Genomic DNA, 23,686 nt, shown 5'->3' with positions numbered 1-23,686 from the left:
ACGGTGCTTCGACAAGCTCAGCACGAACGGAGTGGGGGAAGTGAACGCCTTCACTGCCATCGTGGTGCGCGAATTGCGCCGCAGCTGGACCAGCGGTGGGCTGGTGCTGCCGGTCGCCTTCTTCCTGCTGGTCGCGATCCTGTTTCCCTTCGCGGTCGGGCCGGACGGCAAGTTGCTCGCGCGGATCGGCGGCGGGGTGATCTGGGCGGCGGCGCTGCTGGCGGCGCTGCTTCCGGTCGAGCGGCTGATCACGCCCGACGCCGAAACCGGGGTGCTCGATCAGTTCGTGGTGCGCGGGCTTTCCGATGCGGCGGTGGCGGCGGCGAAGATGGTCGGCCACTGGCTGGGCTTCGCGCCTGCATTGCTGGCAGCGACCGTAGTCGCGGCGGGGCTGCTCCGCCTGCCGGGCCAGACATTGGTTCAGGTCGAACTCGGCCTGCTGATCGGCACGCCGGGGCTGGCTGCGCTCGGCGTCATCACCGCCGCACTGGTCGCGGGCCTGCGCAGCGCGGGGGCGCTGGCCGGCCTTGTCATGCTGCCCTTCGCGGTGCCGCTGCTGATCTTCGGCGCGGGATCGATCGACGGCGAGCCGGGCGCGCTCAAGCTGCTCGGCGCGGTCAGCCTGTTGCTGGTTGCGGGATGCCCGTTCGTGGCGGGCGCGGCGATGAAGATGGGGCGGAGTTAGCCGAGATAGTACCAGTATGCGATCGGAACGGCCGACAGCACGAGAACGATGACGAGTATGGCTGCGATATAGCCTGTGACGGTTCCGAACCGCTCTTCGACCCAGGCGACAAAACCCGAAAAGTCTTCAGTCATCAATTCCGGCTCCACCGCGCAAAGATCGCGGTCGGCAGCATCAGCCCGCGCGATTCCTCGCGCACCGCCAGTTCGCCACATTCCACCTTGCCCGGCAAGTCGCCGAAATGCTGGCGGACCAGTTCTCCGATCGCCAGCGCCGACATGCGCACCGCATAGACGGTCAGGAACAGGAAGCGCGACTCCGCGTCGATCAGTGCGCGGCAATCTTCGATGAGTCCCGGCAGGCCGGTTTCCAGCACCCAGCGCTCGCCGGTCGGGCCACGGCCGAATTTCGGCGGATCGAGGATGATCCCGTCATAGCGCTTGCCCCGGCGCACTTCGCGCGCAGTGAACTTGCCGCAATCGTCGATCATCCAGCGGACGGGCTTGTCGGCCATGCCCGAAAGCTCGGCATTGGCCTTGCCCTCGGCGACCGATTTCTTCGACGCATCGACATGGGTCATCCGCGCGCCCTTCGCCGCCAGCGCGAGCGTGCCGACGCCGGTATAGCCGAACAGGTTCATGCACTCGGGCGTGTCCATCCCGTCGATCCGCCCGCGCATCCAGTCCCACACCGGCGCCATGTCGGGAAAGAAGCCGAGATGGCGGAACGGCGTGGTCTGTGCGGTGAAGCGCACCTCGTTCCACGTCAGCGGCCAGCCTTCGCGCGGCGTCGGCTTGGTGAAATGCCAGCGGCCGCCGCCCTCGTCGTCGGGGGCGGGGAGGAACTCGCCATGCGCGTCCCAATCGTCGCTGGCCGGCGCCCACATCGCCTGCGGCTCAGGGCGGATGAAGCGATAGTTGCCGTAGCGCTCGAGCTTTCGCCCATGCCCCGAGTCGATCAGGCCATAGTCCGCCCAGGGTTCGCCGGTGAGGGTAATCAGATCCATCGCCACCCCTTAGCGGGGTTGGGCGCGCTCGGCGATATAGGCCGTGACGGCTTCGAACGTGCCGGGAAGCACGTCGTAGCGCTCCTCGCGCTCGAACAGATCGCCGATCCGCGCGGGTAGCGAGGGACGTTCGCCGGTCGCGCGCTCCACCGCGTCGCGGAACTTGGAGGGGTGCGCGGTCGCCAGCGTCACCACCGGCGCGTTGCCCGTCTGCGCGCGACGCGCGGCGGCCAGACCGATCGCGGTGTGCGGATCGATGATCTCGCCCGAATCGGCGGCCCAGCGCATCGCCTGCGCCATCTCGTTCGGATCGATCCGGTCGCTGGCGAAGATCTTCGCGGCTTCGGTCTGCTGCGCGTTCGTCAGGCGCATCGCCTTGCTCGCTTCGAACCCGCGCATCTGCTCGGCCAGCGCCAGCCCGTCGCGGCCGCCCGCGTCGAACAGCAGGCGCTCGAAATTCGAGCTGACCTGGATGTCCATGCTGGGCGCGGCGGTCGGCGTGACGGTGCCGGTCGAATAGTCGCCGGTCGACAGCGCACGATGAAGGATGTCGTTGACGTTGGTCGCGACCACCAGCTGCTCGATCGGCAGGCCCATGCGCGCGGCGGCGTACCCTGCGAACACGTCGCCGAAATTGCCCGTCGGCACCGCGAAGGCAACCTTGCGCTCGGGCGCGCCGAGGCGCGATGCGGCGTAGAAATAATAGACGATCTGGGCGAGCAGGCGGGCCCAGTTGATCGAGTTCACCGCCGAAAGCCGGAAGCGTCCCGAGAAGTCGGCGTCGTTGAACATCGCCTTCACCAGCGCCTGCGCATCGTCGAAGCTGCCTTCGATCGCGATGTTGTGGACGTTGGGCGCCAGCACCGTGGTCATCTGGCGGCGCTGGACGTCGGACACGCGGCCCTTGGGGTGCAGCATGAAGATATCGACGCCGTGGCGTCCGGCGACCGCATCGATCGCAGCACTTCCGGTATCGCCAGATGTCGCGCCGACGATCGTCAGATGCGCGTCGCTGCCGGTCAGGAACTTCTCGAACAACAGGCCCAGCAGCTGGAGCGCCACGTCCTTGAACGCCAAGGTCGGGCCGTGGAACAGTTCGAGCAGCCAGTGGCGCTGATCCAGCTGGACGAGCGGGGTCACCGCCGCATGGGCGAAGCGGCCATAGGCTTGCGTGCACAGGTCGCGCAGCTCGGCTTCGGACAGGTCGTCGCCGACGAACGGCTTCATCACCCGCACCGCGGTCTCGACGTACGAAAGGTTCGCCATCGCCGCGATCTCGTCGCGGCTAAACTGCGGCCATTCGGTGGGAACATAGAGGCCGCCGTCGCTGGCGAGCCCGGTCAGGGTCACGTCACGGAAGCCAAGCGTCGGCGCGGTGCCACGGGTGCTCTGATAGCGCATGGTCGCGCGTTAGCGGCGCGATTGTTACGGAGCAAGGACAGCGCTTCTTTAGCGCCGCCGCATCAGGCTTTGGGAGGGGCCGGCGTGGCCTTCTTCTCGCGCCACTTCAGCGCCAGCAGATAGATCACCACTGCCACCAGTGCGAACAGGAACCATTGTACTGCATAGGCCAGATGGTTGTTCGGCACGCTCGATAAATCGGGCTTGGCAGTCACCTCCAGCCCCGGCGCGGCGAGATCGGCGATCAGCATCAGCGATTTGGGCCGGCGGTCGAACAAAGATCCGATCAGCGTGCGCGAATCCGGGGCATGGGTGATCGTGCCGGTGATCGGTCCGCCGCCCCATTCGGGCTTGAACTTGGGGTCCTTCGCCACCCCCACATCGATCAGCAGTACCGGACCTTCCGCACCGGTGCGGCACTGGGCGATCTGGCGCCAGCCGGTCTCGCCCTTGCGGTTGCGTCCGCCCTGCTGCTGCCAGCCGATCACTTCGAGGCACATCGCGCTGGCCTTGCGGAAAAGATACTGGTCCCCCACCGGCAGGCGGGGGAAGGCCATTGCCGGCTTTTCCATATTCTGCGCGTAGGTGATGAGCGCGGCGTTCTTCTCCTCGCGGCGCTGGAGCTGCCAGATGCCGAGCGCGATCATCGCAGCGACGGCAAGGGTGACGACGATCGTCGGGATCAGGGGCAGGCGGGGCATCATTTCTGAACGCGTCCCTCACGTGCATCGTTGCGATATTCGAGCGCGAGCAGCAGGCCCTTGGCGAAGCGCAGCGTGGCGAAGACCAGCACCGTGGTCAGTGGGATCCACAGCAGCGCGTGGATCAGCAGGCCGGGCTCGAACTTGAGCTCGGTGATCAGGGCAAGAACGGTGACGATCGTGCCGACGCCCAGCGTCAGGAACACCACCGGCCCGTCGCCGACATTGAATCTGGTGAAATCGAATCCGCACTTCGCGCAGGTGTCGGCGAAGGCGATCCATCCCGAAAACATCTTGCCCCCGCCGCAGCGGGGGCAGACGCCTTTCAGCGCAGCTTCGGCGGGCGCCGGCTCAGTCACAGGGACCACCGGTATGCCCGCCGAGCCGGATCAACCGTGGACCGGAGCGCCCCAGCCGCCCCAGACATAGATCGAGGCGAAGAGGAACAGCCACACCACGTCGACGAAGTGCCAGTACCAGGCCGCCGCTTCGAAGCCGAAATGCTGGCGGGGGGTGAAGTGGCCCTTGTACGCGCGAATCAGGTTCACGATCAGGAAGATCGTGCCGACCAGAACGTGGAACCCGTGGAAGCCGGTGGCCATGAAGAATGCGCCGCCATAGCTGCTGCCGCCTTCGCTGGTCGCCTTGAACGGGAACGGCGAGTGGACATACTCGTAAGCCTGGATCGCGGTGAAGACCAGGCCGAGGATCACGGTGAGCCACAGGCCCTTCTTCACGCCGTCATTCTCGCCGACGCCGATCAGGCCCCACAGGCCCTTCAGGTCGCCGCCACGCTGACCGTGGATCAGCGCATGGTGCGCCCAGGTCACGGTGGTGCCCGAAGCGAGCAGGATCAGCGTGTTGAGGAGCGGCAGCTCCCAGGCGTTGATCACTTCCATGCCCTTGGGCGGCCACTGGCCGCCGACCGCCTCGACCGTCGAGGGGAAGAGCGAGAAGTCGAACCAGGCCCAGAACCAGCCGACGAAGAACATCACTTCCGAAGCGATGAACAGGATCATGCCGTAACGCAGGTGGAGCTGCACGATCGGCGTATGGTCGCCGGCATGCGCCTCGGCGATCACCTTCGACCACCAGATGAAGAAGCTCGCGATCACCAGCGCGGTGCCGGCGAAGAACACCAGGCCGCCGCTGGATGCGCTGTGCATCCACATGATCGCGCCGACCGCCATCACGAACGCCGCGAACGAGGCGAAGATCGGCACCGCGTCGGGCGGAAGGATGTGATACTGGTGGTTCTTGGCTCCGGCCATGATCGGTCCCTGTTACGAAAATTTGGCTCTATTCGGCGCTGCCTTAGCCCGGTGTCTTCGCGGAATCCACAGGGTAAAATGTGTAGGACAGCGTGATTTCGCGCACATCCTTCGTATCCGGATCGTCGACGATCTTCGGATCGACATAGTAGATCACCGGCATCCGCATCTCTTCGCCCGGGGCAAGGGTCTGCTCGGTGAAGCAGAAGCACTGGATCTTGGTGAAATATTTGCCTGCCTGGGTGGGCGTCACGTTGAAGGTCGCGGTGCCGGTGACCGGCTTATCCGAGAGGTTCTTCGCGGTGTAGAAGGCGATGTCGCGCCCGCCGATCTCGATCGTGCTGACGCGCTGCTCGGGCTTGAAGATCCAGGGCAGTTTCTGGCTGGTATTGGCGTCGAATGCGACGCGAACGGTCTTGCCGACGCCGCCAGGCGCCTCGGTGCCGCGCATCGTCGTGCCGTTGAACCCGGTCACTTCGCAGAACATGCGGTAGAGCGGCACGCTCGCGAAGCCCAGTCCGCCCATGAAGCAGACGAACAGGCTGCCGAGCAACGCCGTCCGGAGCTTTGGACTGACCGTCATCCGTGGAGGCCCATTTTGATCTTCACGATCGAGATCGCGAAGACGAGGATCACGAAGCCGCCGAGCAGCCACGCCATCACCTTCGCGCGGCCCAGCTGGCGCGCACGGACCTGGGCTTCGGTCGTCTCGGGAAGATCGTTCATGCAAACCACCGGTCGGCGACCACAGCGCCGAACATGAGGAACAGATAGAGGATCGAGAATTTGAACAGGCGCTTCTCGGGCGCCATCATGTCCTCTGGCTGGGTCGAGCGGAACGTGACTTGCGCCGCGAACAGCAGGAACAGCGCATTCAGGACAAGCGCTGTCACGCCATAGATCGCGCCCGTCTTGCCCAATGCCCAGGGCGCGATCGCTGCTGCGACCATCGGCAGGGTATAGAGGCCGATCTGGGTGCGCGTGGTGCGCTCGCCCGCCACCACCGGCAGCATCGGCACGCCGGCATTGGCGTAATCGGTCTTCACGAACAGCGCGAGCGCCCAGAAATGCGGCGGCGTCCACAGGAAGATCAGCGCGAACAGCAGCACGGGCAGCGTCGCCATGTCGCCGGTCGCGGCGGCCCAGCCGATCATCGGCGGGAAGGCGCCGGCAGCGCCGCCGATCACGATGTTCTGAGCGGTGCGGCGCTTCAACCAGATGGTGTAGATGAAGACGTAGAACAGGATCGAGACGGTCAGGATGGCCGCCGCGACCAGATTCAGCGCGAAATACATCAGGATGACGGAGAAGCAGGCGAGGCCGACGCCGAAATGCAGCGCCGACTGGCGATCCATCCGGCCCGCGGGGAGCGGGCGGCCCTGGGTCCGCTTCATCTTCGAATCGAGATCGGATTCGTACCACTGGTTCAGCGCGCCGGCAGCGCCCGCCCCCAGCGTAATGCACAGGATCGCGGTGAAGCCGAGAACCGGATGGATGGGCACCGGAGCAACCAGCATCCCGCACAGGCCGGTGAAGACGACGAGCGTCAGGACGCGCGGCTTGGTGAGCGCGAGGAAATCGCGCCAGTCGGCGGGAAGCGGGGTCGCGGGAGCGGTCATAGGTGCTGCGGAAGCCATAGGAATCGAGGCGCTATAGGCCGGTACGTCTTTGGGGGAAAGGCGGGATGTGGTTCAGGAATCCGGGAAGGTCCGGCGGCGAAATTCGGCGGCGCGCTGAACAGCATCCACGCTGGACGCTTGATCCCATTTGAACCGCAGCAGCTTCTGATCGCCCTCCGATGAGTAAGACAGCAGGATCAGGCCGGCCTCGATTCTGGCTGACGCCCAATCAAACGCGTACTTGCCGTCGAGGATGGTTCCGGCGAACATATCCCCTACTTCGCGTTCGACCGTCCGATCCAGCGTTTCCCATGACCGATCGACCTCAAACCGGGTGTGCTCCGCGTCATATTGGGCGGCGTCGAAGGCGACGCTGACGGGTCCCCCGATCCATTCGACTGTGGTGCCGTACCGGTAGATTCGCACGACGGTGTCGGAACAGCCCACGCACCCGCAACTGCATCGTCCGACGATGGCGGACACCGGCTCGACAGCTACGACTGCCTGCTGCGGTTGCTCGCGCCGCAATTGATTCTTCAACTCGGGTGGGTCGAGCCCAAGAGCATCTGGCCCGAGCCAGTCCACGCCATCGACAAGGATGCGAGCCTGATGGTCGTTCGAGGCGGGGCTTGAGCTGACCAGAATGTCCAGGCGCTTCGTCATCGCCAATCGATAACCGACGCGCGGGTGAAGCGCGAGCAAACCTCACAAACGAAAACGCCCCGGAGTTTCCTCCGGGGCGCTTCGTTTCCGCCTCAGGCGACTTGCACCTTAGTGGTGCTTGTCGTCCTCGATGACCGGCAGGGTCTCGAACTGGTGGAACGGCGGCGGACTGGACAGGGTCCATTCCAGCGTCGTCGCACCTTCGCCCCACGGATTGTCAGGAGCCGGCTTGCCCGCGATCAGCGACCAGATGACGTTCACGAAGAACACACCCATGCCGACCAGCATGATCAGATAGCCGTAGGAAGCGACCTGGTTCCAGTGCTGGTACGCCGGGGTATAGTCCGGGATACGGCGCGGCATACCGTCGGTGCCGAGGAAGTGCATCGGGAAGAACAGGATGTTCACGCCGATGAAGAAGATCCAGAAGTGCAGCTGTCCGAGGAACTCGCTGTACATCTTGCCCCACATTTTCGGGAACCAGTAGTAGAAGCCGGCGAACAGGCCGAACACTGCGCCCAGCGACAGCACATAATGGAAGTGCGCCACGACATAGTAGGTGTCGTGCATATAGTCGTCGACGCCGCCGTTCGCGAGGACCACGCCGGTGACGCCGCCCACGGTGAACATGAAGATGAAGCCGATCGCCCAGACCATCGGCGTGCGGAAGGTGAGCGAGCCACCCCACATCGTCGCGACCCACGAGAAGATCTTCACGCCCGTCGGCACCGCGATCACCATCGTCGCGGCGGTGAAGTACATCTTCACGTTCACGCTCATGCCGGTGGTGAACATGTGGTGCGCCCACACGACGAAGCCGACCACGCCGATCGCGACCATCGCATAGGCCATGCCGAGATAGCCGAAGACGGGCTTGCGGCTGAAGGTGGCGATGATCTGGCTGACGATGCCGAAGCCCGGCAGGATCATGATGTACACTTCGGGGTGGCCGAAGAACCAGAACAGATGCTGGTAGAGCACCGGATCGCCGCCATATTGCGGATCATAGAACGCAGTGCCGAAGTTGCGGTCGGTCAGCAGCATGGTGATCGCGGCTGCGAGGACCGGGAGGGCCAGCAGCAGCAGGAAGGCGGTGATCAGCACCGACCACACGAAAAGCGGCATCTTGTGCAGGGTCATGCCCGGCGCGCGCATGTTGAAGATGGTGGTGATGAAGTTGATTGCGCCCAGGATCGAGCTGGCGCCCGCCAGGTGGAGCGACAGGATCGCCATGTCCACCGACGGCCCCGGCTCGCCATAGGTCGAGAGCGGCGCATAGACCGTCCAGCCCGTGCCCGCGCCCGCGCCGAAGAAGCCCGAACCCAGCAGCAGCAGGAAGGCCGGAATCAGCAGCCAGAACGAAATGTTGTTCATGCGCGGGAACGCCATGTCCGGCGCGCCGATCATGATCGGGACGAACCAGTTGCCGAAGCCACCGATCATCGCCGGCATGACCATGAAGAACACCATGATCAGGCCGTGCGCGGTGATCAGCACGTTCCAGAAGTGGAGCGCCTGATCGAGCGACTGCTCGCCGCCATGCAGCATCGAAGCCCAGGTCTGGAGGTGCTGGATGCCCGGCTCGGCGAGTTCCCAGCGCATCAGACCCGAAATGCCGCCACCGATGATCCCCGCGACGATCGCGAAGATCAGGTACAGCGTCCCGATGTCCTTGTGGTTGGTCGACATGAACCAGCGGGCGAAGAAGCCCGGCTTGTGGTCGCCGTCATGATGGTCATGCGCATGGTCATGGCCATGCGCGTCGAGGGTGGTGGTGCTCATGGTATCAGTTGCCCGTGGAGTTGGCGGCGGGTTCGGTCGCGTTCACGACCGGGCCGAGGCCGTTGGCGGGAGTGGTCGTGTCGTCGGCTGCATCGCTGCCCGGCTGGGCGGGCGCCGCGGCGCTGGGCTTGCCGATAGCCGGCATCGTGCCGCCCTTGGCCTTGACCCAGGCTTCGAACTCGGCGGGCGAAACCGCCTGGACGACGATCGGCATATAGCCGTGACGCGCGCCGCACAGTTCCGAACACTGGCCGAAATAGACGCCCGGCTTCTCGATGATGAAGCTGGTCTCGTTCAGCTTGCCCGGGACCGCGTCGATCTTGGTCCAGAAGGCCGGCATCGCCCAGGCGTGGATCACGTCGTTGGCGGTCGCGACCAGGCGGATCGGCACGCCATAGGGCAGGATCACGCGGGTGTCGGTGGCGAGCAGCTTCGGGCCGTCGGCATCGGTGCGGAAGCGCTGGCCGGCCGGAACCTCGTTCTTTTCCTTCAGCATGTTCGCGGTCAGCTGGATGCCGCCATGATCGGGATATTCGTACGACCAGAACCACTGGTTGCCGATCGCCTTGATCGTGACCGCGCCGTCCGGAGCCGGCTCGAACTGATGCGCCAGCAGGCGGATCGAGGGGACCGCGATCGCGACCAGGATCAGCACGGGGAGCAGCGTCCACACCACTTCGATCGCGGTGTTGTGCGAGGTCTTCGACGGCACCGGGTTCGCCGAGCGGCGATAGCGGACGATCACCCACAGCAGCAGGATGAGCACGAAGATCGAGATCACCACGATCAGCGGCATCAGCACGCTGTTGTGGAACCAGTGTGCTTCACGGCCGGTCGGCGTGAACTGCTTCTGCATTCCGATCAGGCCGGGTTCGGGCTGGCCGATACCGGGAACCGGCGCGGTCTTCTGCGAACCGTCCGCATTGAGCAGCGGATCGGGCGTCGCGGGCGCCGCGGCGGTCGCGTTGGCCGGAGCCGTTGCGTTCGCGGTGGCGGCCTCGTCGGCCGGAGCAGCCGTGGTCTCGGCTGCGGGAGCGGCGGGAGCCGCGGTGTTCTGGGCAATTGCCGGGCCGGCAAGGGCAAGCCCCGCAGCCATGACAATCGCAGTCAACCCAAGCTTGCGCATCGTCGATATTCACCCTGTTTCGAAAGCGCCGGAAGCTGGCGGAAACCAGCCAATTGCTGGGGCCTATACGCTGACGGACCCCGTTCTCAATAGCTTTTTGCGCGTGGTTGCGGCCTTGGCAGGCGAGTCCTAAGTACGCGCGAGCCTTTCTGAACGTGGAGTTCGCGTGACCGACGACCCGATTCTTGCCGAATTCCGCGATGCCGGTGCGCTGATGGAAGGCCATTTCATTCTCTCGTCGGGCCTGCGCTCGCCGGTGTTCCTCCAGAAGATGCGAATCTTCGAGGACCCCGCGCGGACCGAGCGGGTATGCGGCGCGCTTGGAGCACTGATCCGCGAATCGTTCGGCCAGGTCGACATGGTGGTTTCGCCCGCGATCGGCGGAATCATTCCGGGCTATGAGACGGCGCGGGCGCTGGGCTGCCTCGCGGTGTTCGTCGAGCGTGAGGATGGCGAATTCCAGCTGCGCCGCGGATTCGAAATTCCCGAAGGCGCGCGAATCGTGATGGTCGAGGATATCGTCACCACCGGGCTTTCGTCGCGCGAATGCATCGCGGCGATTCGCAAGCATCCGGGCAATCTGCTGGGCGCGGCGTGCATCGTCGATCGTTCGAACGGCAAGGCCGACATCGGCGTGCCGCTCGTCTCGCTACTCAAAATGGACGTGCCGGCTTATCCGGCGGACCAGCTTCCGCCCGAACTCGCCGCGATTCCGGCGATCAAGCCGGGGAGCCGGGCAATAGCGTGACCGGAAAGCTGCGCCTGGGCCTGAACATCGATCATGTCGCGACCGTGCGCAACGCGCGCGGTAGCGGCTATCCCGATCCGGTGCGGGCCGCCTTGCTCGCCGCAGAAGCCGGGGCCGACGGCATCACCGCGCATCTGCGCGAGGATCGCCGCCACATCACCGACGACGACATCGCCCGCCTCTCGGCCGAGCTGACCATTCCGCTCAACCTCGAAATGGCCGCGACCGAGGAAATGCTCGCCATCGCGCTGCGCCATCGCCCCCATGCGGTGTGCATCGTCCCCGAGAAGCGCGAGGAACGCACCACCGAAGGCGGGCTCGACGCCGCCGGCCAGCACAACCACCTCGCGCCGATGGTCGCAAAGCTGCTCGACGCCGGATGCCGCGTATCGCTGTTCATCGAGCCCGACGAACGCCAGATTGACGCCGCCCTGCGCCTCCGCGCGCCGGTGATCGAGATCCATACCGGCCGCTATTGCGAACTGGCCGAGGACGCGCGCGAAGCCGAGCTGAAGCGAATCGCCGATGCGGCGGCGCTGGCGGTTAAGGCGGGGCTGGAGCCTCATGCCGGCCACGGCCTGACCTTCGACAATGTCATCCCCATCGCCGCGATCCCGCAGCTGATGGAGCTGAACATCGGCCATTTCCTGATCGGCGAGGCGATCTTCGACGGACTGGTCCCGGTGGTGAAGCGGATGCGCGCGCTGATGGATGAGGCGCGGTGATCATCGGCCTCGGATCCGACCTCTGCAATATCGAGCGGATCCAGAATTCGCTCGACCGGTTCGGTGAACGCTTTGAAAACCGTGTCTTTACCGATGTCGAGCTATTGAAGGCGCGGCGGCGGCCGCATACGCGGGCCGGAACGCTCGCCAAACGCTTCGCGGCCAAGGAGGCTTTTTCGAAAGCCGTGGGGACGGGATTCCGCAAGGGCGTGTTCATGAAGGATATCGGAGTGGTCAATTCGCCCAGCGGCGCGCCGACGCTGTCGCTTTCCGGCGGAGCGAAAGCCGCGCTCGATCGTCTGGTGCCCGAGGGCCATATCGCAAAGGTGCATCTGACGTTGACCGACGACCATCCCTGGGCCCAGGCCTTCGTCATCCTCGAAGCGCTTCCTGCCTGATGTCCGAGGAAATGGCGCTGCCCTATCAGGATTATGAAGCTGAGGAAGAAACCCGCCGCCGCACCGACTGGTGGGGCGAGGCGAAGGGTATCTTCTGGCTGGTGATCGCGGTGCTCGGCTTCCACAGCCTGATCGCCAAGCCTTTCTATATCCCCTCCGAATCGATGATGCCGGGCCTTCTGGTCGGCGATCGGCTGGTCGTGACCAAATATCCCTATGGCTATTCGTTCGTGACCCCGACCTTCCACCTGCTGCCCTTCATGAAGGGCCGACTGCTCGGCCGCATGCCCGAACGGGGCGACGTAGTGATCGTCACCCCACCGGGATCGGATACCGACTATATCAAGCGCGTCGTCGGCCTGCCGGGCGACAAGCTGGCAGTGCAGGGCGGCATATTGTTCATCAACGGCAAGGCCGTGCCGCGCGTCTATCAGGGCGATCGCATGATCCCGGTCGACGGCAACACCCGATGCCTGCCCGAGGAATATCCCGGACGGCTCGTGCGCGGCGCCAACAACAAGCTCTATTGCAGCCTGCCCATCTATCGCGAGACGCTGCCCAACGGCGTTTCGTACGATACGGTTGACCTCGGCGTGCGCCCCGACGACACCTATGCCGAACGGACCATTCCGAAAGGCCATGTCTTCCTGATGGGCGATAATCGCGACAAGAGCGCCGACAGCCGCTACCCGACCGGCGCGCCCTTCAACGGGCTGGGCGGGCCGGTGCCGTGGGAGAATATCGGCGGCCGCGCCGAATTCATCACCTTCTCGCTCGACGGCAGCGCGGGCATGAACCCGATGAGCTGGTTCGGATCGTTCCGTTCGGGCCGCGCGGGCAGTTCGCTCCATCCGACCGCGACGCCGACCCCGGTCGCGCCGTGAGGGAATTCGCCGAGGAAACCGCCGCCGCCGAGTCCGTCTCGGTGGTCCACGAACCCGGTCCCAACGAGCTTCGCGATCCGGTGGTCCGCGCCGAACTGCGCAAGGCCAGCGTCTGGTTCGGCTGCGCGATCGCCATTGCCCTTGTCGCCCTGCTGATCCAGCCCTTGCTGATCATCTTCGGCGCGCTGGTCTTTGCCTCGATGCTCGATGGCGGCGTCCGCCTGATCGGCAAAGTCGCGCCACTGCCGCGCGGTCTCCGGCTGCTGATCGTGGTCGTTCTCGTCATCGCCTTCATTTCCGGCGTGTTCTACCTCACCGGCGTCCAGATCGCGCAGCAGGCGGAACAGCTTCGCGCCACGCTGGAGGTGCAGGCGGACCGGGTTACCGGATGGATCTCCGATCTCGGCCTGATGCCGGGCCGGTCGGACCTGACCGGTATCGCCCAGCAGGCGCTGGGTTCGGTCGGCAAGCTCACCTCGGCGGTGGGCACCGTGCTGGGCGCCGCGGGCAGCCTCGTCATGGTCATGACGATCGGCCTGTTCATCGCGATCGAGCCGCGCCTGTACGAGCGCGGGCTGCAATGGATGGTCCCGGTCGAGGCGCGCGACGAATTCTCGGTCACGCTGGCCCGCATGGCGCGAACGATGCGCGTGCTGCTCGCCGGGCGCCTGCTCGGCATGTTGTTCGAAGGCGTGCTGACCTGGATTCTGCTGTGGACGGCGGGCGTGCCGATGGCGCTGCTGCTCGGCATCATCACCGGCATCCTCGCTTTCATCCCCAATATCGGCGCGTTTGTCTCGGGCATCCTGATGGTCGCGGTCGGCTTCAGCGCCGGGTACGAACAGGGCCTGTGGGCGATCGCCATCTATTTCGGCGTGCAGACCTTTGACGGCTATGTGCTGATCCCGCTGGTGGCCAAGCGCACCGTCGATCTGCCGCCCGCGCTGACCCTGTCGGCGCAGATCCTCGCCTCGACCCTGTTCGGGGTGATGGGCCTCGCTCTCGCCGATCCGATGGTGGCGATGATCAAGGTCGCGCTGGAACGCGAATCGGAACGCGCGGCCCGGGCGGGAGTCAGCAAGGAGCGAAAGCTCCGATGGCGGCGCAATCCCGAGCCTGAGCCGCAGCCGGAGCCGCCGGTCTAGAGTTTGATCCGCTCGCGCGGACGCGGTGCCGGCCCGCTTCCCCACCGCCCAAAACAGAGGCATCGCAATGCTGCTCTACGATTATTTCCGGTCTTCCGCCGCCTATCGCGTGCGGATCGCGCTCAACCTCAAGGGGCTGGCCTATGAGCGGCGCGACGTGCTGCTGCTCGAGAATCAGCAGCGCAGCCCCGAGCATCTCCGGCTGAATCCGCAGGGCTTCGTGCCCGCGCTGGAAGTCGACGGGCTGGTGCTGACGCAGAGCCTGTCGATCATCGACTGGCTCGACGCGACCTGGCCCGAGCCGCGCCTGATCCCCGCCGATCCCGCCGCGCGCGCCGCCGCGACCGCACAGGCGCTGCTGGTCGCGTGCGACATCCATCCGCTGAACAATCTTCGGGTGATGCGTTACCTCACCCACGAGCTGAAGGTCGACGAGCCCGCGCGCAACGACTGGACGCGTCACTGGATCGCCGAAGGCTTTACCGCACTGGAAGCGATGGCCGGGAGCGGCCCGTTCCTCGGTGGCGAGACGCCCGGGATCGCCGACATCTGCCTCGTCCCCCAGATGTACAATGCCCGCCGCTTCGAAACGCCGCTCGACGCCTTTCCCAGGCTGGTCGCCGCCGACGCCGCTGCGACCGCGCTGCCCGCCTTTGCCGCCGCCCATCCGGATGCGGTGAAGGCGTGAAAAGCCCCTCCTCTTCAGAGGAGGTGTTGGGATGGAGGATATGTTCCCGGCCCCGGTCCCTGCGAAACGATGACTGCCCTACTCACCCTCTGACGGGCATGCGCTTGTTATGGCTCGCGCTCCTCGCGCCGCTTCCTGCCTTCGCGCAAGAAGCGAATCCCGAGATCGTCGTCACCGGGCAGGGCCTCGAAGCCCCGCGAGGCGATGCCGCCTATGCCGTCGTCACGCTCGACGCCGACCAGTTGAAGGGCACCGCCAGCAACCGGCTGGAGGATGCGCTGCGCGAGGTCGCCGGCCTCGCCCAGTTTCGCCGTTCGGACTCGCGCTCGTCGCATCCCACGGCGCAGGGAATCACCCTGCGTGGCCTTGGCGGCAATGCGTCGAGCCGGGTGCTGCTGCTGCTCGACGGTGTGCCGCAAACCGATCCGTTCGGCGGCTGGGTCGCCTTTCCCGCCTATCTCCCCGCCGGTCTCCAATCCGCGCGCGTCACTCGCGGCGGGGGCAGCGGCTATGCCGGGCCGGGCGCGCTCGCGGGCATGATCGAGTTGAGCAGCGCAGGGCCGGGGCCGGTCGCGATGGGACTGGCCTATGGTAGCCGGAACAGCGTCGAGGCCAATGTCACCGGCTCGGCGCGGGCGGGCGGCGGCTTCGCGACGATCGCCGCGCAATATGCCCGGGGCGACGGCTTCATCCCGGTGATCGAGGGACAGCGAGGGATTGCGGATCGCCCCGCGCCCTATGAACAGGCCAGCCTCGCCCTGCGCGGCGTGATCGATCTGGGCGGAACCGAGCTTCAGGCCAACCTCTCGGGTTTTCGCGACCGCCGCGACCGGGGCGTCGATTTCACGCCGGTGAAGAGCGACGGTGTCGACGCCAGCGTCCGGCTGGTCGGCGCGCGCTGGTTGGCGCTTGGTTATGTTCAGACGCGCCAGTTCGCCAGCGGCTTCGCCAGCGTCGATGCCGCCCGCACCGCCGCCACGCCGACGCTCGACCAGTATAATGTCCCTGCCACCGGCATCGGTGGGCGGTTCGAGATCGAGCCGGTGACCGGCGCGCTCACCCTTCGGCTCGGCGCGGACATCCGCGCGGTCTCGGGACGGACGCAGGAGCTCTACACCTATGTCGCGGGCCTGCCGACGCGGCGGCGCGAAGCGGGCGGGCGGAGCCTCACCTTTGGCGGGTTCGCCGATGCCAGCTACGAAAGCGGCCCGCTGACGCTCAGCGCCGGGGGGCGGATCGATCGCTGGCGGATCGGCGGCGGGCATCTGCTCGAAACCCCGCTCGCAGGCGGGACCGCGCTGACCGATCAAGCCTTCGCCGACCGCAGCGGCTGGGAAGCGACCGGCCGGATCGGCGCGGCGGTAGAGGCAGGTGAGGGCGTCACGTTGCGCGCGGCGGCGTATCGCGGCTGGCGATTGCCGACGCTCAACGAACTCTACCGCCCGTTCCGCGTCGGTGCCGATGCCACCGCCGCCAACGCGCTGCTCGATCCCGAGCGGCTGACCGGCGCCGAGATCGGCGTCAGATTCGCCCCGCTCGACGCGCTCAGCCTGTCCGCCACCGGCTATTGGAGCCGCCTCGACGGCGCGATCGCCAATATCACGCTGGCCAATGGCCCCGGCAATTTCCCCGGCGTGGGCTTCGTCTCGGCGGCGGGGGTCTATCGCCAGCGTCGCAATCTCGATTCGGTCGAAGCACGCGGGATCGAACTCGATGCGCGCTTCGCCAGCGGCCCGGTCTTCCTCAATGCCTCCTATGCATTCACCGATGCGCGGGTACAGGGTTCGGGCGCGGCAGCGCCGCTCGACGGCCTCCGCCCGGCCCAGACCGCGCCGCATCAGGGGTCGGCGACCTTGGGCTGGCAGCGCTTCGGCGCGCGCGTCGCGGTCACCGCGCGCTATGTCGCGCCGCAATTCGAGGACGATCAGAATCAGCGGCTACTCGCCGATGCCTTCACGCTGGACGGCATCGCCCGGATCCCGATCGCCGGCGGTTTCGGTATCGAACTGCGCGGCGAGAACCTGTTCGATTCGCGAGTCGAAGCCGGGATCAGCGGCCCCGGCATCATCGAGCGCGCCAGCCCGCGCACCCTGTGGATCGGCCTGTCCTATTCGCCGCAGCGCTGAGTCACGACCCGGTCGAACAAGGCGAGATATTCGGCGATCGGATCGCCCTGATGCGTTGCGGGTTCCGGCCGCGCCGCGCCGGGAGCCAGCCAGCGATCGAGCGCGGCGACCAGCCCATCGGCATCGTCGCGCGCGATCACGTCGCCCGATGCGGGCGACGCCACGATCTCGCGCACCGACACGCTCGAATCGGTCGCGACAACCGGTGTTCCCTGCGCCAGCGCCTCGCGCAGCACGCCCGGCACGCCCTCATAGTCGGATGTCAGCGCCACCACCGCCGCGCCAGCCATCGCGGGCAGAGGATCGCCGACATGGCCCGGCATCGTCACTCGCGCCGTCAGCCCCAACGCCGCGACTTGAGCCGTCAGGGCCTCGCGCAGACTGCCTTCGCCGAGAATCACCAGCCGCACCTCGCGGTCCGCCAGCCGGGGCAGGGCGGCGATCAACCGTTCCCAGCGTTTCTGCGCTTCCAGCCGCCCCACGCCGAGGATGTACCGTCCCTCGGGCAGCGCCACGGCTTCGGCATCGGGCAGGGGCAAAGCAGGCGGATTGGCGATCGTGCTGATCCGATCGGCGGGCAGGCGCATCTCGCGCATCGCTTCGGCTGCAGTCGCATCGGTCATCGCCACGACATGGTCGAGGAAACATGGGTGCAGCCGCAGCCAGCGGCGATAGCCCCATGCCTCGATTCCGCCCATGTCGGGCCGCACCAGCGCATTGGAGACCTTGGCGACGATCGGGGGGCAATCGCGGCCCAGCGCCAGCCGGGTCCAGCCCGCGACTGCACTGTAATGATTGCCGGGGCAGAAGATCAGGTCGGGCCGGGTTTCGCGGATGATGCCAGGCATCGCGCGCCGCAATGCGGCATAGCTCGCGCTGCCGAGTTCGCGCACCGCCACGCCCTCCGGCAATTCGCGTGACAGCGGCCCCTGCCTGTCGCCGATGACGAGGATGATTTCGCGGCCCTGCGCCTGCCATCCGTGCGCCATCCGCAGCAGCGCGCGCTCCACCCCGCCCCCCCGCAAACTTTGCGCGAAAGCCAATATTCTACCGGCTCCGAAACGGTTGCAGTGCGGCATGATCTTGCGGAACGCCTTCCTAACGCCCAAATCGCCCCCAAAGAAACCGCAATCTGCTTTCAGAGGGGCGTTTGCGGACCCTTACGTGCTCTTACGTAGTTTAGTGTCGATTGTGTCTCGAAATTTTCATTTCGGAAGCGGAATTTCGTCCTGTGAGTAATGCTGGACCTGAAGCGTCAATCCAGAATCCCGTCGAGGCGGCTCTTCAAAAAGCGCCTGATTTGGCGGGCTTAGAGCCCATTGAGAAGATCCGGCGACGGTGGCCGCTGGTGCTGGGCAGCGCACTGACGCTGCTCATGATCGCCGCGCTCGCGCGCGAACTGTTCGGCTCCGGCCTGGCCGGCCTGCAGCAGGCGATCCCGACGCATCCCGGCTTCTACATCGCGTTCGCGCTGTTTTATCTGGGGCCGCCGACCTTCGATTACATTATTTTTCGTCGACTTTGGGCCATTCCGCTAGATGGCATGGCTGCGCTGCACAAAAAGCGCATCGCGAACGAAGTGGTGGTCGGCTATTCGGGCGAGGCCTATTTCTATGCCTGGGCGCGCCAGCGTACCCAGATGGTCGCGGCGCCCTTCGGTGCGGTGAAGGACGTCACGATCCAGTCGGCGATCGCGGGCAACACCTTCACCCTGATCCTGATCCTGCTGACCATCCCCTTCATGGAAATGCTTCCGAAGGATCTGGTGAACTTCAACACCGTCGCCGGTTCGGCCGCGCTGATGGTGGCGATGAGCCTGCCCTTTTTCCTCTTCTCCAAGCGTGTCTTCTCGTTGCCGCGCAATTCGCTCTGGTGGGTGTTCGCCATCCACATGGTCCGTCTGGCGCTGGGCACGTTCACGCTGGCGCTCGCCTGGCACTTCGCGATGCCCGCGGTTCCCGTCGGCACCTGGCTGTTCCTTGCCGCCGGCCGAATGCTCGTCTCGCGCATCCCGCTGCTCCCGAACAAGGAACTGGTGTTCGCGTCGGTCGCGATCCTGCTGATCGGTTCGGGCGATTCGCTCACCGAGCTGATGGCGCTGATGGCTGCGCTGACCCTGCTCGCGCACGTCGCGCTGATCGGCGTGTTCAGCGCGCAGGCGCTGGCCAAGAAACTCGACTGGATCTGAGGCCCGGATGCGCGTCGTCGACGTCAACGAATTCTATTCGCCCACGGGCGGCGGGGTTCGCACCTATCTCGATCGCAAGATGGGCATCATGGCCGATCTCGGCCATGAGCTGATCGTCGTCGCCCCCGGCGCGAAGGACGCGGTCGAGGAACGTCCAGGCGGCGGCCGCATCCACTGGATCAAGTCGCCGCCGCTGATCGTCGATCGCAACTACTGGATCTTCGTTCAGGAAGAGCCGATCTGGAACCTGCTCGACGAGCTGAAGCCCGATGTGGTCGAGAATTGCTCGCCGCACATGCCCGCCTGGACCGTGGGCAACTGGCAGGGCGATGCGCTGAAGGTGTTCTTCGCGCACAACGACAATATCGGCGCCTATCCGCAGCGCTGGCTCGACGGGATCGCCACCACGGCACAGGTCGAGAAGGCGTTCGGCTGGTACACGCGCTACATGGCGCGCTTCCTCGACAAATACGACGCCTTCGTCACCAACGGGCCGGCGCTGGCCAAGCGCCATGAGCGGCGCGGGCTGAAGGTCAATGCGTCGATGCCGCTGGGGATCGATCGCGGCTTCTTCTCGCCCGAACTGCGCGACGAAAAGCTTCGCGCGGCACTGCTCGCTCAGTGCGGCTTGCCGCCCGAGGGGCATCTGCTGCTCGGCCTTGGCCGCCATCACCGCGAAAAGCGCTGGTCGCTGGTCATCGACGCGGTCGAGGCGGCGGGCGCCGACATGCCGGTCGGCCTGATCATGCTCGGCGATGGGATGGATCGCGGCCGGCTCGAGATGCGCGTCGCCGGGTCGCCGCATATCCGCATGTTCCGCCCGGTTTATGATCGCGAGCGGCTGTCGCGGATCATGGCCAGCTGCGATGCGCTGATCCACGGTTCGGATGCCGAGCCGTTCGGTCTGGTCGCGTCCGAAGCGCTGGCGTCGGGCCTGCCGCTGATCGTGCCCGACGAAGGCGGTTGCGCCGAGATCGCCGAGCCCCAATTCGCCGAAACCTATGCCGCGCGCGACGCCCGCGCCGCCGCCGACGCGATTCGCCGCATGTTTGCCCGCGAGCCCCGCATCCTGCGTGCCGCCGTCACCCATGCCGCGGGCAAGGTCCGCACCGATTACGACCATACGGTCGACCTGATGGCCTATTATCAGAGCCTGATCGACGCGAAGAACGGCGTCGTCGCGCCCGCCGATCTGGCCGGGGTCGCCTAACCTACTTCCGGCGATAGACCGAGATTTTCAGCCAGCCGACCTTCACTTCCTTCGCGGGCTGATAGTCCCGCGTCACTTCGGCGAGCACCAGCGCGCGCATTTCCTTATACTCGCCATGATAGGGCGGGCGCATCACCACGATCTCGGGCTTGTCCTGCGTGAAGATGCGGCGGATCTCGACGTCCGACGGCACCCCGATCGCCCCGGATTCGCGCAAGCGGCTCAGATGGCTCGGGAAGATCCACGGCGTGACCCGGCACCGCCCGGTCGAGCTGTAGAGGAATGAGGGGCCGGAATAGACATACATGCAGCCCGGTCCGTGCCCGATCGTCTCCACCAGTTGCGCATATTCCGCGCTCGTGCCGCGATCGTGGAATTTCTTGGCCACCAGAACGAAGCCGCCGAGCATCACGAAGATCAGGACGTACGGCGCCCAGCGCTTGCCATTGTGATGGTGCCCGAGAAACCCCGCCGCGCAGGCCGCAAGCGGCGCGAGCAGCGGCAGGGCATAGTGATCGAACCACGATCCGAACACCAGCAGCCCCAGCGTCGATGCGATCAGCCAGCCATAGAGGAAGCGCCGCTGCACCTGCTCGTTGCCCAGCCCCTTGGGCATGATCCATCCGATGATCGCCATCGCGAACAGCATCGAGGTGATCAGCGCGATCTTGAGCAGGTTGCCGAGCTGTTCGAGCATCGGATCGGGCTGGCGCGCCATGATCGAGGTGAAATTGGCGAAGACGAATGCCTCGCCATGTCCCATCGCCTGATAGGCGCCCCATGCGGCTGCGGTGGGGATCAGCGCGATGCCGGCCCATGCCGCCGCCATCGGCAGGATCGCGATCACGCCGCGTCCCAGCCGGAATTCGCGCCACATCAGCCACAGGCCGATGAAGAAACCTTCGAACACCACCGAATATTTGATCTGGATCGACAGGCCGACCAGTGCCATCGCGCCCAGCCCGCTCCAGAAGCGGCGAGCGGCGTTGCTCGCATCGTCGCTGCGCGGCGACGCCAGCAGGCACGCGCCGACCATCAGCAGATTGTAGAAGACCGGCGCCTGGCCGCCCTGACCCTCGAGCAGGTTGAGCCAGAATAGATAGGCGATCCCTGCAGCCGTCGCGCCCTTCGCCCATCCTGCGCGCTCGGCCAGCCGGGCGATGCCCAGCGCGGTCAGCACCACGCAGGCGAACGCCATCATCTGATAGATCCACACGCCTGCCTTCACGCCGAAGAATGCGGGCACGGCGTAGATCAGGAACAGTCCGATCGGCTTGCGGTCCCACACATCGACATAGGGCACCGCGCCCTTCAGCATCAGATCGGCGGTCTCGAGGTAGAAGGCCTCGTCGACATGCAGCGTGGGATTGCCGAAGGTGATCGCCCGCGCGAGCAGGGCAATGCCGAGCAGGATCGCCCAGCGCGGCCAACTGGCAGGCGCGCGCAGCAGCGCGGCGGTCGCAGTCATCTCGTATATTCCCCACTCAGCCCGTTGGTTGCGAGCCCCCGCGACAGCGCTTAGCCTCGCAGCGCCGCGCTGTCACGAACCCGCCACGAGACGGGTGCAGCAACGCGGGACTAGGGGAGCCTGCCCATGACCTTGCGTATCGATCGCCGTTCCTTGCTTCTTACCGGCGGTATCGGCCTGACCGCCTTCGCCATCCCCGGATTCGCGAGCGCGATGACGGTGGCAGACCTGACCGGCTTCACCCATTCGGTGGCCAGTGGTGAGCCCGGTCCGGACACGATGCTGCTCTGGACCCGCTATGTCGGTGCGGGCAGCGCCGCGAAGCTGAAGGCGGAAATCTCGGAGACCGCCGACTTCGCCCGGATCGTCTCCGGCGGCGAAGCGATCATCGGCCCGTGGCGCGACTGGACCGCGAAGATCGTGGTGCAGGGCCTGCGTCCCGGCACCCGCTATTTCTACCGCTTCGTCGCCCCCGACGGCAGCGTGTCGCCGGTGGGCCGGACGAAGACCCTGCCCCAAGGCAATGCGAAGCGCTTCGGCATTGCGGTCTTCTCCTGCACCAACATGCCGTTCGGCTATTTCAACGCCTATGCCCATGCCGCGGCGCGCGACGATGTGGATCTCGCCATCCATCTCGGCGACTATCTCTATGAGTATCCGAAAGGCGCCTATTCGCCCGAGCGCGGCGCGATCGACGGCCGCGTGCCGCTGCCCGAAGGCGAGATGATCGCGCTCGCCGATTACCGCCTGCGCTATGCCAGCTATCGCGCCGACCCCGATCTACAAGCGCTTCACGCGAACAAGCCGATGCTGGTCCAGATGGACGATCACGAATCGGCCAACAACAGCTGGGAAGGCGGCGCGCAGAACCATCAGGCGAACGAAGGCGAATGGTCGGTCCGCCGCGCCGCCGCGTTGCAGGTGTGGCGCGAATGGATGCCGGTGTCGGACCGACCCTGGGCCAGCTACGATATCGGCACGCTCGCCACGCTGTTCCGCACCGAGAGCCGCTTGCTCGGCCGCAGCGCCTCGCCCGATCTCGAGCCGCTGTTCCGATCGGCGAATCCAATGAAGGCGCTCACCGACTTCCGCGACGGCGCATGGATGGATCCCGCCCGCTCGATGCTCGGCAGCGAACAGGAAACATGGCTCGGTCATGCGCTGGCGCAGTCGGTGCGCAGCGGCCGGCGCTGGCAGGTCACCGGCTTCGGCACGATCATGGGCAAGACCAGCGCGCCCGAGGAATCGACGCAGTGGCTCAAACCGGGCACGTCGGAACGCGTGCGCAACTATGTCGCGGCAGGCGTGCTGGCGGGCAAGGCCGGGCTGCCCAACGATCCCGACAATTGGGGCGGCTATCCCGCCGCCCGCGCGCGCTTCCTCAAGTCCGCGCAGGCAGCCGGGGCGAACCTGATCGTGCTCGCCGGGGACAGCCATAATGCCTGGGCCTATGATCTCGCGCAGGACGGCAAGCCCGCCGGCGTCGAATTCGCCGGCATGAGCGTGACTTCGCCCGGCTTCGAGGGCTCCACCGCCGCCGACCCAAAGGTGATCGCCGCCGCCATGATCGCCCGCAATCCCGAGCTGAAATGGTGCGACACCAGCCGCCGCGGCTACATGGCACTGACGCTGACGCCGGAGAAGGTCAGCAACGACTGGATGTTCGTCGATACGATCCTCGAGCGGAACGCAAAGGCGAGCATCGGCCACACCGCGACGGTAACGCGCGGGCGGAATGTGATGGCATAGCGACTAAAAGCCCCTCCCCTTCAGGGGAGGGGTTGGGGTGGGGCAGTCATCGCCTCGCAGAGACCGGCGCCAAGAATATATCCTCCACCCCAACTTCACCTCT

26 protein-coding genes are annotated in these 23,686 nt (G+C 66.0%); 12 read left to right on the top strand and 14 right to left on the bottom strand.

The window, feature by feature from the left end; translation table 11 throughout:
• Window positions 1-40: 40 nt before the first annotated feature.
• Window positions 41-685, top strand: coding sequence for a heme exporter protein CcmB (locus HHL13_RS15240; protein ID WP_169556462.1), 645 nt, complete (start codon window positions 41-43; stop codon window positions 683-685).
• Here HHL13_RS15240 and HHL13_RS15235 read toward each other — a convergent pair.
• From HHL13_RS15235 to coxB, 12 genes are all read right to left on the bottom strand, one after another.
• Window positions 682-819, bottom strand: coding sequence for a hypothetical protein (locus HHL13_RS15235; RefSeq protein ID WP_169556461.1), 138 nt, complete (start codon window positions 817-819; stop codon window positions 682-684). The two genes, HHL13_RS15240 and HHL13_RS15235, sit on opposite strands and share 4 nt — an antisense overlap.
• Entirely contained in the window at window positions 819-1,691 is an 873-nt protein-coding gene (locus tag HHL13_RS15230; RefSeq protein WP_169556460.1) for a class I SAM-dependent methyltransferase, read from the bottom strand. Before HHL13_RS15230 ends, HHL13_RS15235 begins: the two co-directional genes overlap by 1 nt.
• A gap of 9 nt (window positions 1,692-1,700) precedes the next feature.
• Window positions 1,701-3,092 (bottom strand): threonine synthase, encoded by a 1,392-nt coding sequence (gene thrC / locus HHL13_RS15225; protein WP_169556459.1) that lies wholly within the window; start codon window positions 3,090-3,092, stop codon window positions 1,701-1,703.
• Window positions 3,093-3,154: 62 nt separating this feature from the next.
• The gene (locus HHL13_RS15220) at window positions 3,155-3,793 is read right to left on the bottom strand and encodes an SURF1 family protein (RefSeq protein WP_169556458.1); all 639 of its coding nucleotides are present in this window, start codon (window positions 3,791-3,793) and stop codon (window positions 3,155-3,157) included.
• A complete protein-coding gene (locus HHL13_RS15215) occupies window positions 3,793-4,152 on the bottom strand; it encodes a DUF983 domain-containing protein (RefSeq protein WP_346775567.1) in 360 nt (119 codons plus the stop codon). Before HHL13_RS15215 ends, HHL13_RS15220 begins: the two co-directional genes overlap by 1 nt.
• A gap of 30 nt (window positions 4,153-4,182) precedes the next feature.
• Window positions 4,183-5,064: a cytochrome c oxidase subunit 3 gene (locus HHL13_RS15210; RefSeq protein ID WP_169556457.1), complete on the bottom strand. Its 882-nt coding sequence runs from the start codon at window positions 5,062-5,064 to the stop codon at window positions 4,183-4,185.
• 43 nt (window positions 5,065-5,107) lie between these two features.
• On the bottom strand, window positions 5,108-5,647 hold the full coding sequence (locus HHL13_RS15205; protein WP_169556456.1) for a cytochrome c oxidase assembly protein: 540 nt from the start codon (window positions 5,645-5,647) through the stop codon (window positions 5,108-5,110).
• On the bottom strand, window positions 5,644-5,790 hold the full coding sequence (locus HHL13_RS15200; protein ID WP_169556455.1) for a hypothetical protein: 147 nt from the start codon (window positions 5,788-5,790) through the stop codon (window positions 5,644-5,646). The genes HHL13_RS15205 and HHL13_RS15200 overlap by 4 nt, the downstream gene beginning before the upstream one ends.
• On the bottom strand, window positions 5,787-6,683 hold the full coding sequence (locus HHL13_RS15195; protein ID WP_169556454.1) for a heme o synthase: 897 nt from the start codon (window positions 6,681-6,683) through the stop codon (window positions 5,787-5,789). The genes HHL13_RS15200 and HHL13_RS15195 overlap by 4 nt, the downstream gene beginning before the upstream one ends.
• A 72-nt stretch (window positions 6,684-6,755) precedes the next feature.
• The gene (locus HHL13_RS15190) at window positions 6,756-7,346 is read right to left on the bottom strand and encodes a hypothetical protein (protein WP_169556453.1); all 591 of its coding nucleotides are present in this window, start codon (window positions 7,344-7,346) and stop codon (window positions 6,756-6,758) included.
• A gap of 108 nt (window positions 7,347-7,454) precedes the next feature.
• Entirely contained in the window at window positions 7,455-9,128 is a 1,674-nt protein-coding gene (gene ctaD, locus HHL13_RS15185; protein ID WP_169556452.1) for a cytochrome c oxidase subunit I, read from the bottom strand.
• Window positions 9,129-9,132: 4 nt separating this feature from the next.
• Complete coding sequence (coxB, locus tag HHL13_RS15180; RefSeq protein WP_240953721.1) at window positions 9,133-10,224, bottom strand: cytochrome c oxidase subunit II; 1,092 nt, start codon at window positions 10,222-10,224, stop codon at window positions 9,133-9,135.
• Between coxB and HHL13_RS15175 the strand changes: the two genes are divergently transcribed.
• The 8 genes from HHL13_RS15175 to HHL13_RS15140 all read left to right on the top strand — a co-directional run bounded on the left by HHL13_RS15175 (window position 10,223) and on the right by HHL13_RS15140 (window position 16,968).
• Entirely contained in the window at window positions 10,223-10,387 is a 165-nt protein-coding gene (locus HHL13_RS15175; RefSeq protein WP_169553747.1) for a hypothetical protein, read from the top strand. The two genes, coxB and HHL13_RS15175, sit on opposite strands and share 2 nt — an antisense overlap.
• Window positions 10,388-10,420: 33 nt before the next feature.
• Window positions 10,421-11,002: an orotate phosphoribosyltransferase gene (gene pyrE / locus HHL13_RS15170; protein ID WP_169556450.1), complete on the top strand. Its 582-nt coding sequence runs from the start codon at window positions 10,421-10,423 to the stop codon at window positions 11,000-11,002.
• Window positions 10,999-11,727 (top strand): pyridoxine 5'-phosphate synthase, encoded by a 729-nt coding sequence (locus tag HHL13_RS15165; protein ID WP_169556449.1) that lies wholly within the window; start codon window positions 10,999-11,001, stop codon window positions 11,725-11,727. Before pyrE ends, HHL13_RS15165 begins: the two co-directional genes overlap by 4 nt.
• Entirely contained in the window at window positions 11,724-12,125 is a 402-nt protein-coding gene (gene acpS, locus HHL13_RS15160) for a holo-ACP synthase (protein ID WP_169556448.1), read from the top strand. Before HHL13_RS15165 ends, acpS begins: the two co-directional genes overlap by 4 nt.
• Window positions 12,125-13,009, top strand: a complete 885-nt coding sequence (gene lepB / locus HHL13_RS15155) for a signal peptidase I (protein WP_169556447.1) — start codon at window positions 12,125-12,127, stop codon at window positions 13,007-13,009. The genes acpS and lepB overlap by 1 nt, the downstream gene beginning before the upstream one ends.
• Window positions 13,006-14,154, top strand: coding sequence for an AI-2E family transporter (locus tag HHL13_RS15150; protein WP_169556446.1), 1,149 nt, complete (start codon window positions 13,006-13,008; stop codon window positions 14,152-14,154). The genes lepB and HHL13_RS15150 overlap by 4 nt, the downstream gene beginning before the upstream one ends.
• Before the next feature lie 67 nt (window positions 14,155-14,221).
• Window positions 14,222-14,842, top strand: coding sequence for a maleylacetoacetate isomerase (gene maiA / locus HHL13_RS15145; protein WP_206376938.1), 621 nt, complete (start codon window positions 14,222-14,224; stop codon window positions 14,840-14,842).
• A gap of 98 nt (window positions 14,843-14,940) precedes the next feature.
• Window positions 14,941-16,968 carry a TonB-dependent receptor gene (locus tag HHL13_RS15140; RefSeq protein ID WP_169556445.1) on the top strand — a complete coding sequence of 676 codons (2,028 nt, stop codon included), beginning with the start codon at window positions 14,941-14,943 and terminating at the stop codon, window positions 16,966-16,968.
• Here HHL13_RS15140 and HHL13_RS15135 read toward each other — a convergent pair.
• On the bottom strand, window positions 16,950-18,047 hold the full coding sequence (locus tag HHL13_RS15135; protein WP_169556995.1) for a glycosyltransferase: 1,098 nt from the start codon (window positions 18,045-18,047) through the stop codon (window positions 16,950-16,952). The genes HHL13_RS15140 and HHL13_RS15135 overlap by 19 nt on opposite strands.
• Window positions 18,048-18,316: 269 nt before the next feature.
• On the opposite strand from HHL13_RS15135, the gene HHL13_RS15130 reads away from it, so the two are divergent.
• Together HHL13_RS15130 and HHL13_RS15125 are read left to right on the top strand one after the other, a co-directional pair.
• Window positions 18,317-19,156 (top strand): hypothetical protein, encoded by an 840-nt coding sequence (locus HHL13_RS15130; RefSeq protein WP_346775566.1) that lies wholly within the window; start codon window positions 18,317-18,319, stop codon window positions 19,154-19,156.
• Window positions 19,157-19,163: 7 nt separating this feature from the next.
• The gene (locus HHL13_RS15125) at window positions 19,164-20,366 is read left to right on the top strand and encodes a glycosyltransferase (RefSeq protein WP_169556444.1); all 1,203 of its coding nucleotides are present in this window, start codon (window positions 19,164-19,166) and stop codon (window positions 20,364-20,366) included.
• Window position 20,367: 1 nt separating this feature from the next.
• Here the strand turns inward: HHL13_RS15125 and HHL13_RS15120 are convergent, their stop codons facing one another.
• Window positions 20,368-21,834, bottom strand: a complete 1,467-nt coding sequence (locus HHL13_RS15120) for a hypothetical protein (protein WP_169556443.1) — start codon at window positions 21,832-21,834, stop codon at window positions 20,368-20,370.
• A gap of 126 nt (window positions 21,835-21,960) precedes the next feature.
• Between HHL13_RS15120 and HHL13_RS15115 the strand changes: the two genes are divergently transcribed.
• On the top strand, window positions 21,961-23,583 hold the full coding sequence (locus HHL13_RS15115) for an alkaline phosphatase D family protein (RefSeq protein WP_169556442.1): 1,623 nt from the start codon (window positions 21,961-21,963) through the stop codon (window positions 23,581-23,583).
• Window positions 23,584-23,686: the final 103 nt, after the last annotated feature.

Origin of the sequence: Sphingomonas sp. G-3-2-10, assembly GCF_012927115.1 — a bacterium.
GTDB lineage: Bacteria > Pseudomonadota > Alphaproteobacteria > Sphingomonadales > Sphingomonadaceae > Sphingomonas.
Note: the sequence above shows the minus strand (reverse complement) of the source record. Positions and strands in the feature narration are given on the sequence as shown.

Coding starts and splice junctions, on each gene's coding strand:
- HHL13_RS15235 (WP_169556461.1), bottom strand. CDS start 819: ATGACTGAAGACTTTTCGGGTTTTGTCGCCTGGGTCGAAGAGCGGTTC.
- HHL13_RS15230 (WP_169556460.1), bottom strand. CDS start 1,691: ATGGATCTGATTACCCTCACCGGCGAACCCTGGGCGGACTATGGCCTG.
- thrC (WP_169556459.1), bottom strand. CDS start 3,092: ATGCGCTATCAGAGCACCCGTGGCACCGCGCCGACGCTTGGCTTCCGT.
- HHL13_RS15220 (WP_169556458.1), bottom strand. CDS start 3,793: ATGCCCCGCCTGCCCCTGATCCCGACGATCGTCGTCACCCTTGCCGTC.
- HHL13_RS15210 (WP_169556457.1), bottom strand. CDS start 5,064: ATGGCCGGAGCCAAGAACCACCAGTATCACATCCTTCCGCCCGACGCG.
- HHL13_RS15205 (WP_169556456.1), bottom strand. CDS start 5,647: ATGACGGTCAGTCCAAAGCTCCGGACGGCGTTGCTCGGCAGCCTGTTC.
- HHL13_RS15200 (WP_169556455.1), bottom strand. CDS start 5,790: ATGAACGATCTTCCCGAGACGACCGAAGCCCAGGTCCGTGCGCGCCAG.
- HHL13_RS15195 (WP_169556454.1), bottom strand. CDS start 6,683: ATGACCGCTCCCGCGACCCCGCTTCCCGCCGACTGGCGCGATTTCCTC.
- HHL13_RS15190 (WP_169556453.1), bottom strand. CDS start 7,346: ATGACGAAGCGCCTGGACATTCTGGTCAGCTCAAGCCCCGCCTCGAAC.
- ctaD (WP_169556452.1), bottom strand. CDS start 9,128: ATGAGCACCACCACCCTCGACGCGCATGGCCATGACCATGCGCATGAC.
- HHL13_RS15175 (WP_169553747.1), top strand. CDS start 10,223: ATGACAATCGCAGTCAACCCAAGCTTGCGCATCGTCGATATTCACCCT.
- coxB (WP_240953721.1), bottom strand. CDS start 10,224: ATGGCTGCGGGGCTTGCCCTTGCCGGCCCGGCAATTGCCCAGAACACC.
- lepB (WP_169556447.1), top strand. CDS start 12,125: ATGTCCGAGGAAATGGCGCTGCCCTATCAGGATTATGAAGCTGAGGAA.
- maiA (WP_206376938.1), top strand. CDS start 14,222: ATGCTGCTCTACGATTATTTCCGGTCTTCCGCCGCCTATCGCGTGCGG.
- HHL13_RS15140 (WP_169556445.1), top strand. CDS start 14,941: ATGCGCTTGTTATGGCTCGCGCTCCTCGCGCCGCTTCCTGCCTTCGCG.
- HHL13_RS15135 (WP_169556995.1), bottom strand. CDS start 18,047: ATGCCGCACTGCAACCGTTTCGGAGCCGGTAGAATATTGGCTTTCGCG.
- HHL13_RS15125 (WP_169556444.1), top strand. CDS start 19,164: ATGCGCGTCGTCGACGTCAACGAATTCTATTCGCCCACGGGCGGCGGG.
- HHL13_RS15120 (WP_169556443.1), bottom strand. CDS start 21,834: ATGACTGCGACCGCCGCGCTGCTGCGCGCGCCTGCCAGTTGGCCGCGC.
- HHL13_RS15115 (WP_169556442.1), top strand. CDS start 21,961: ATGACCTTGCGTATCGATCGCCGTTCCTTGCTTCTTACCGGCGGTATC.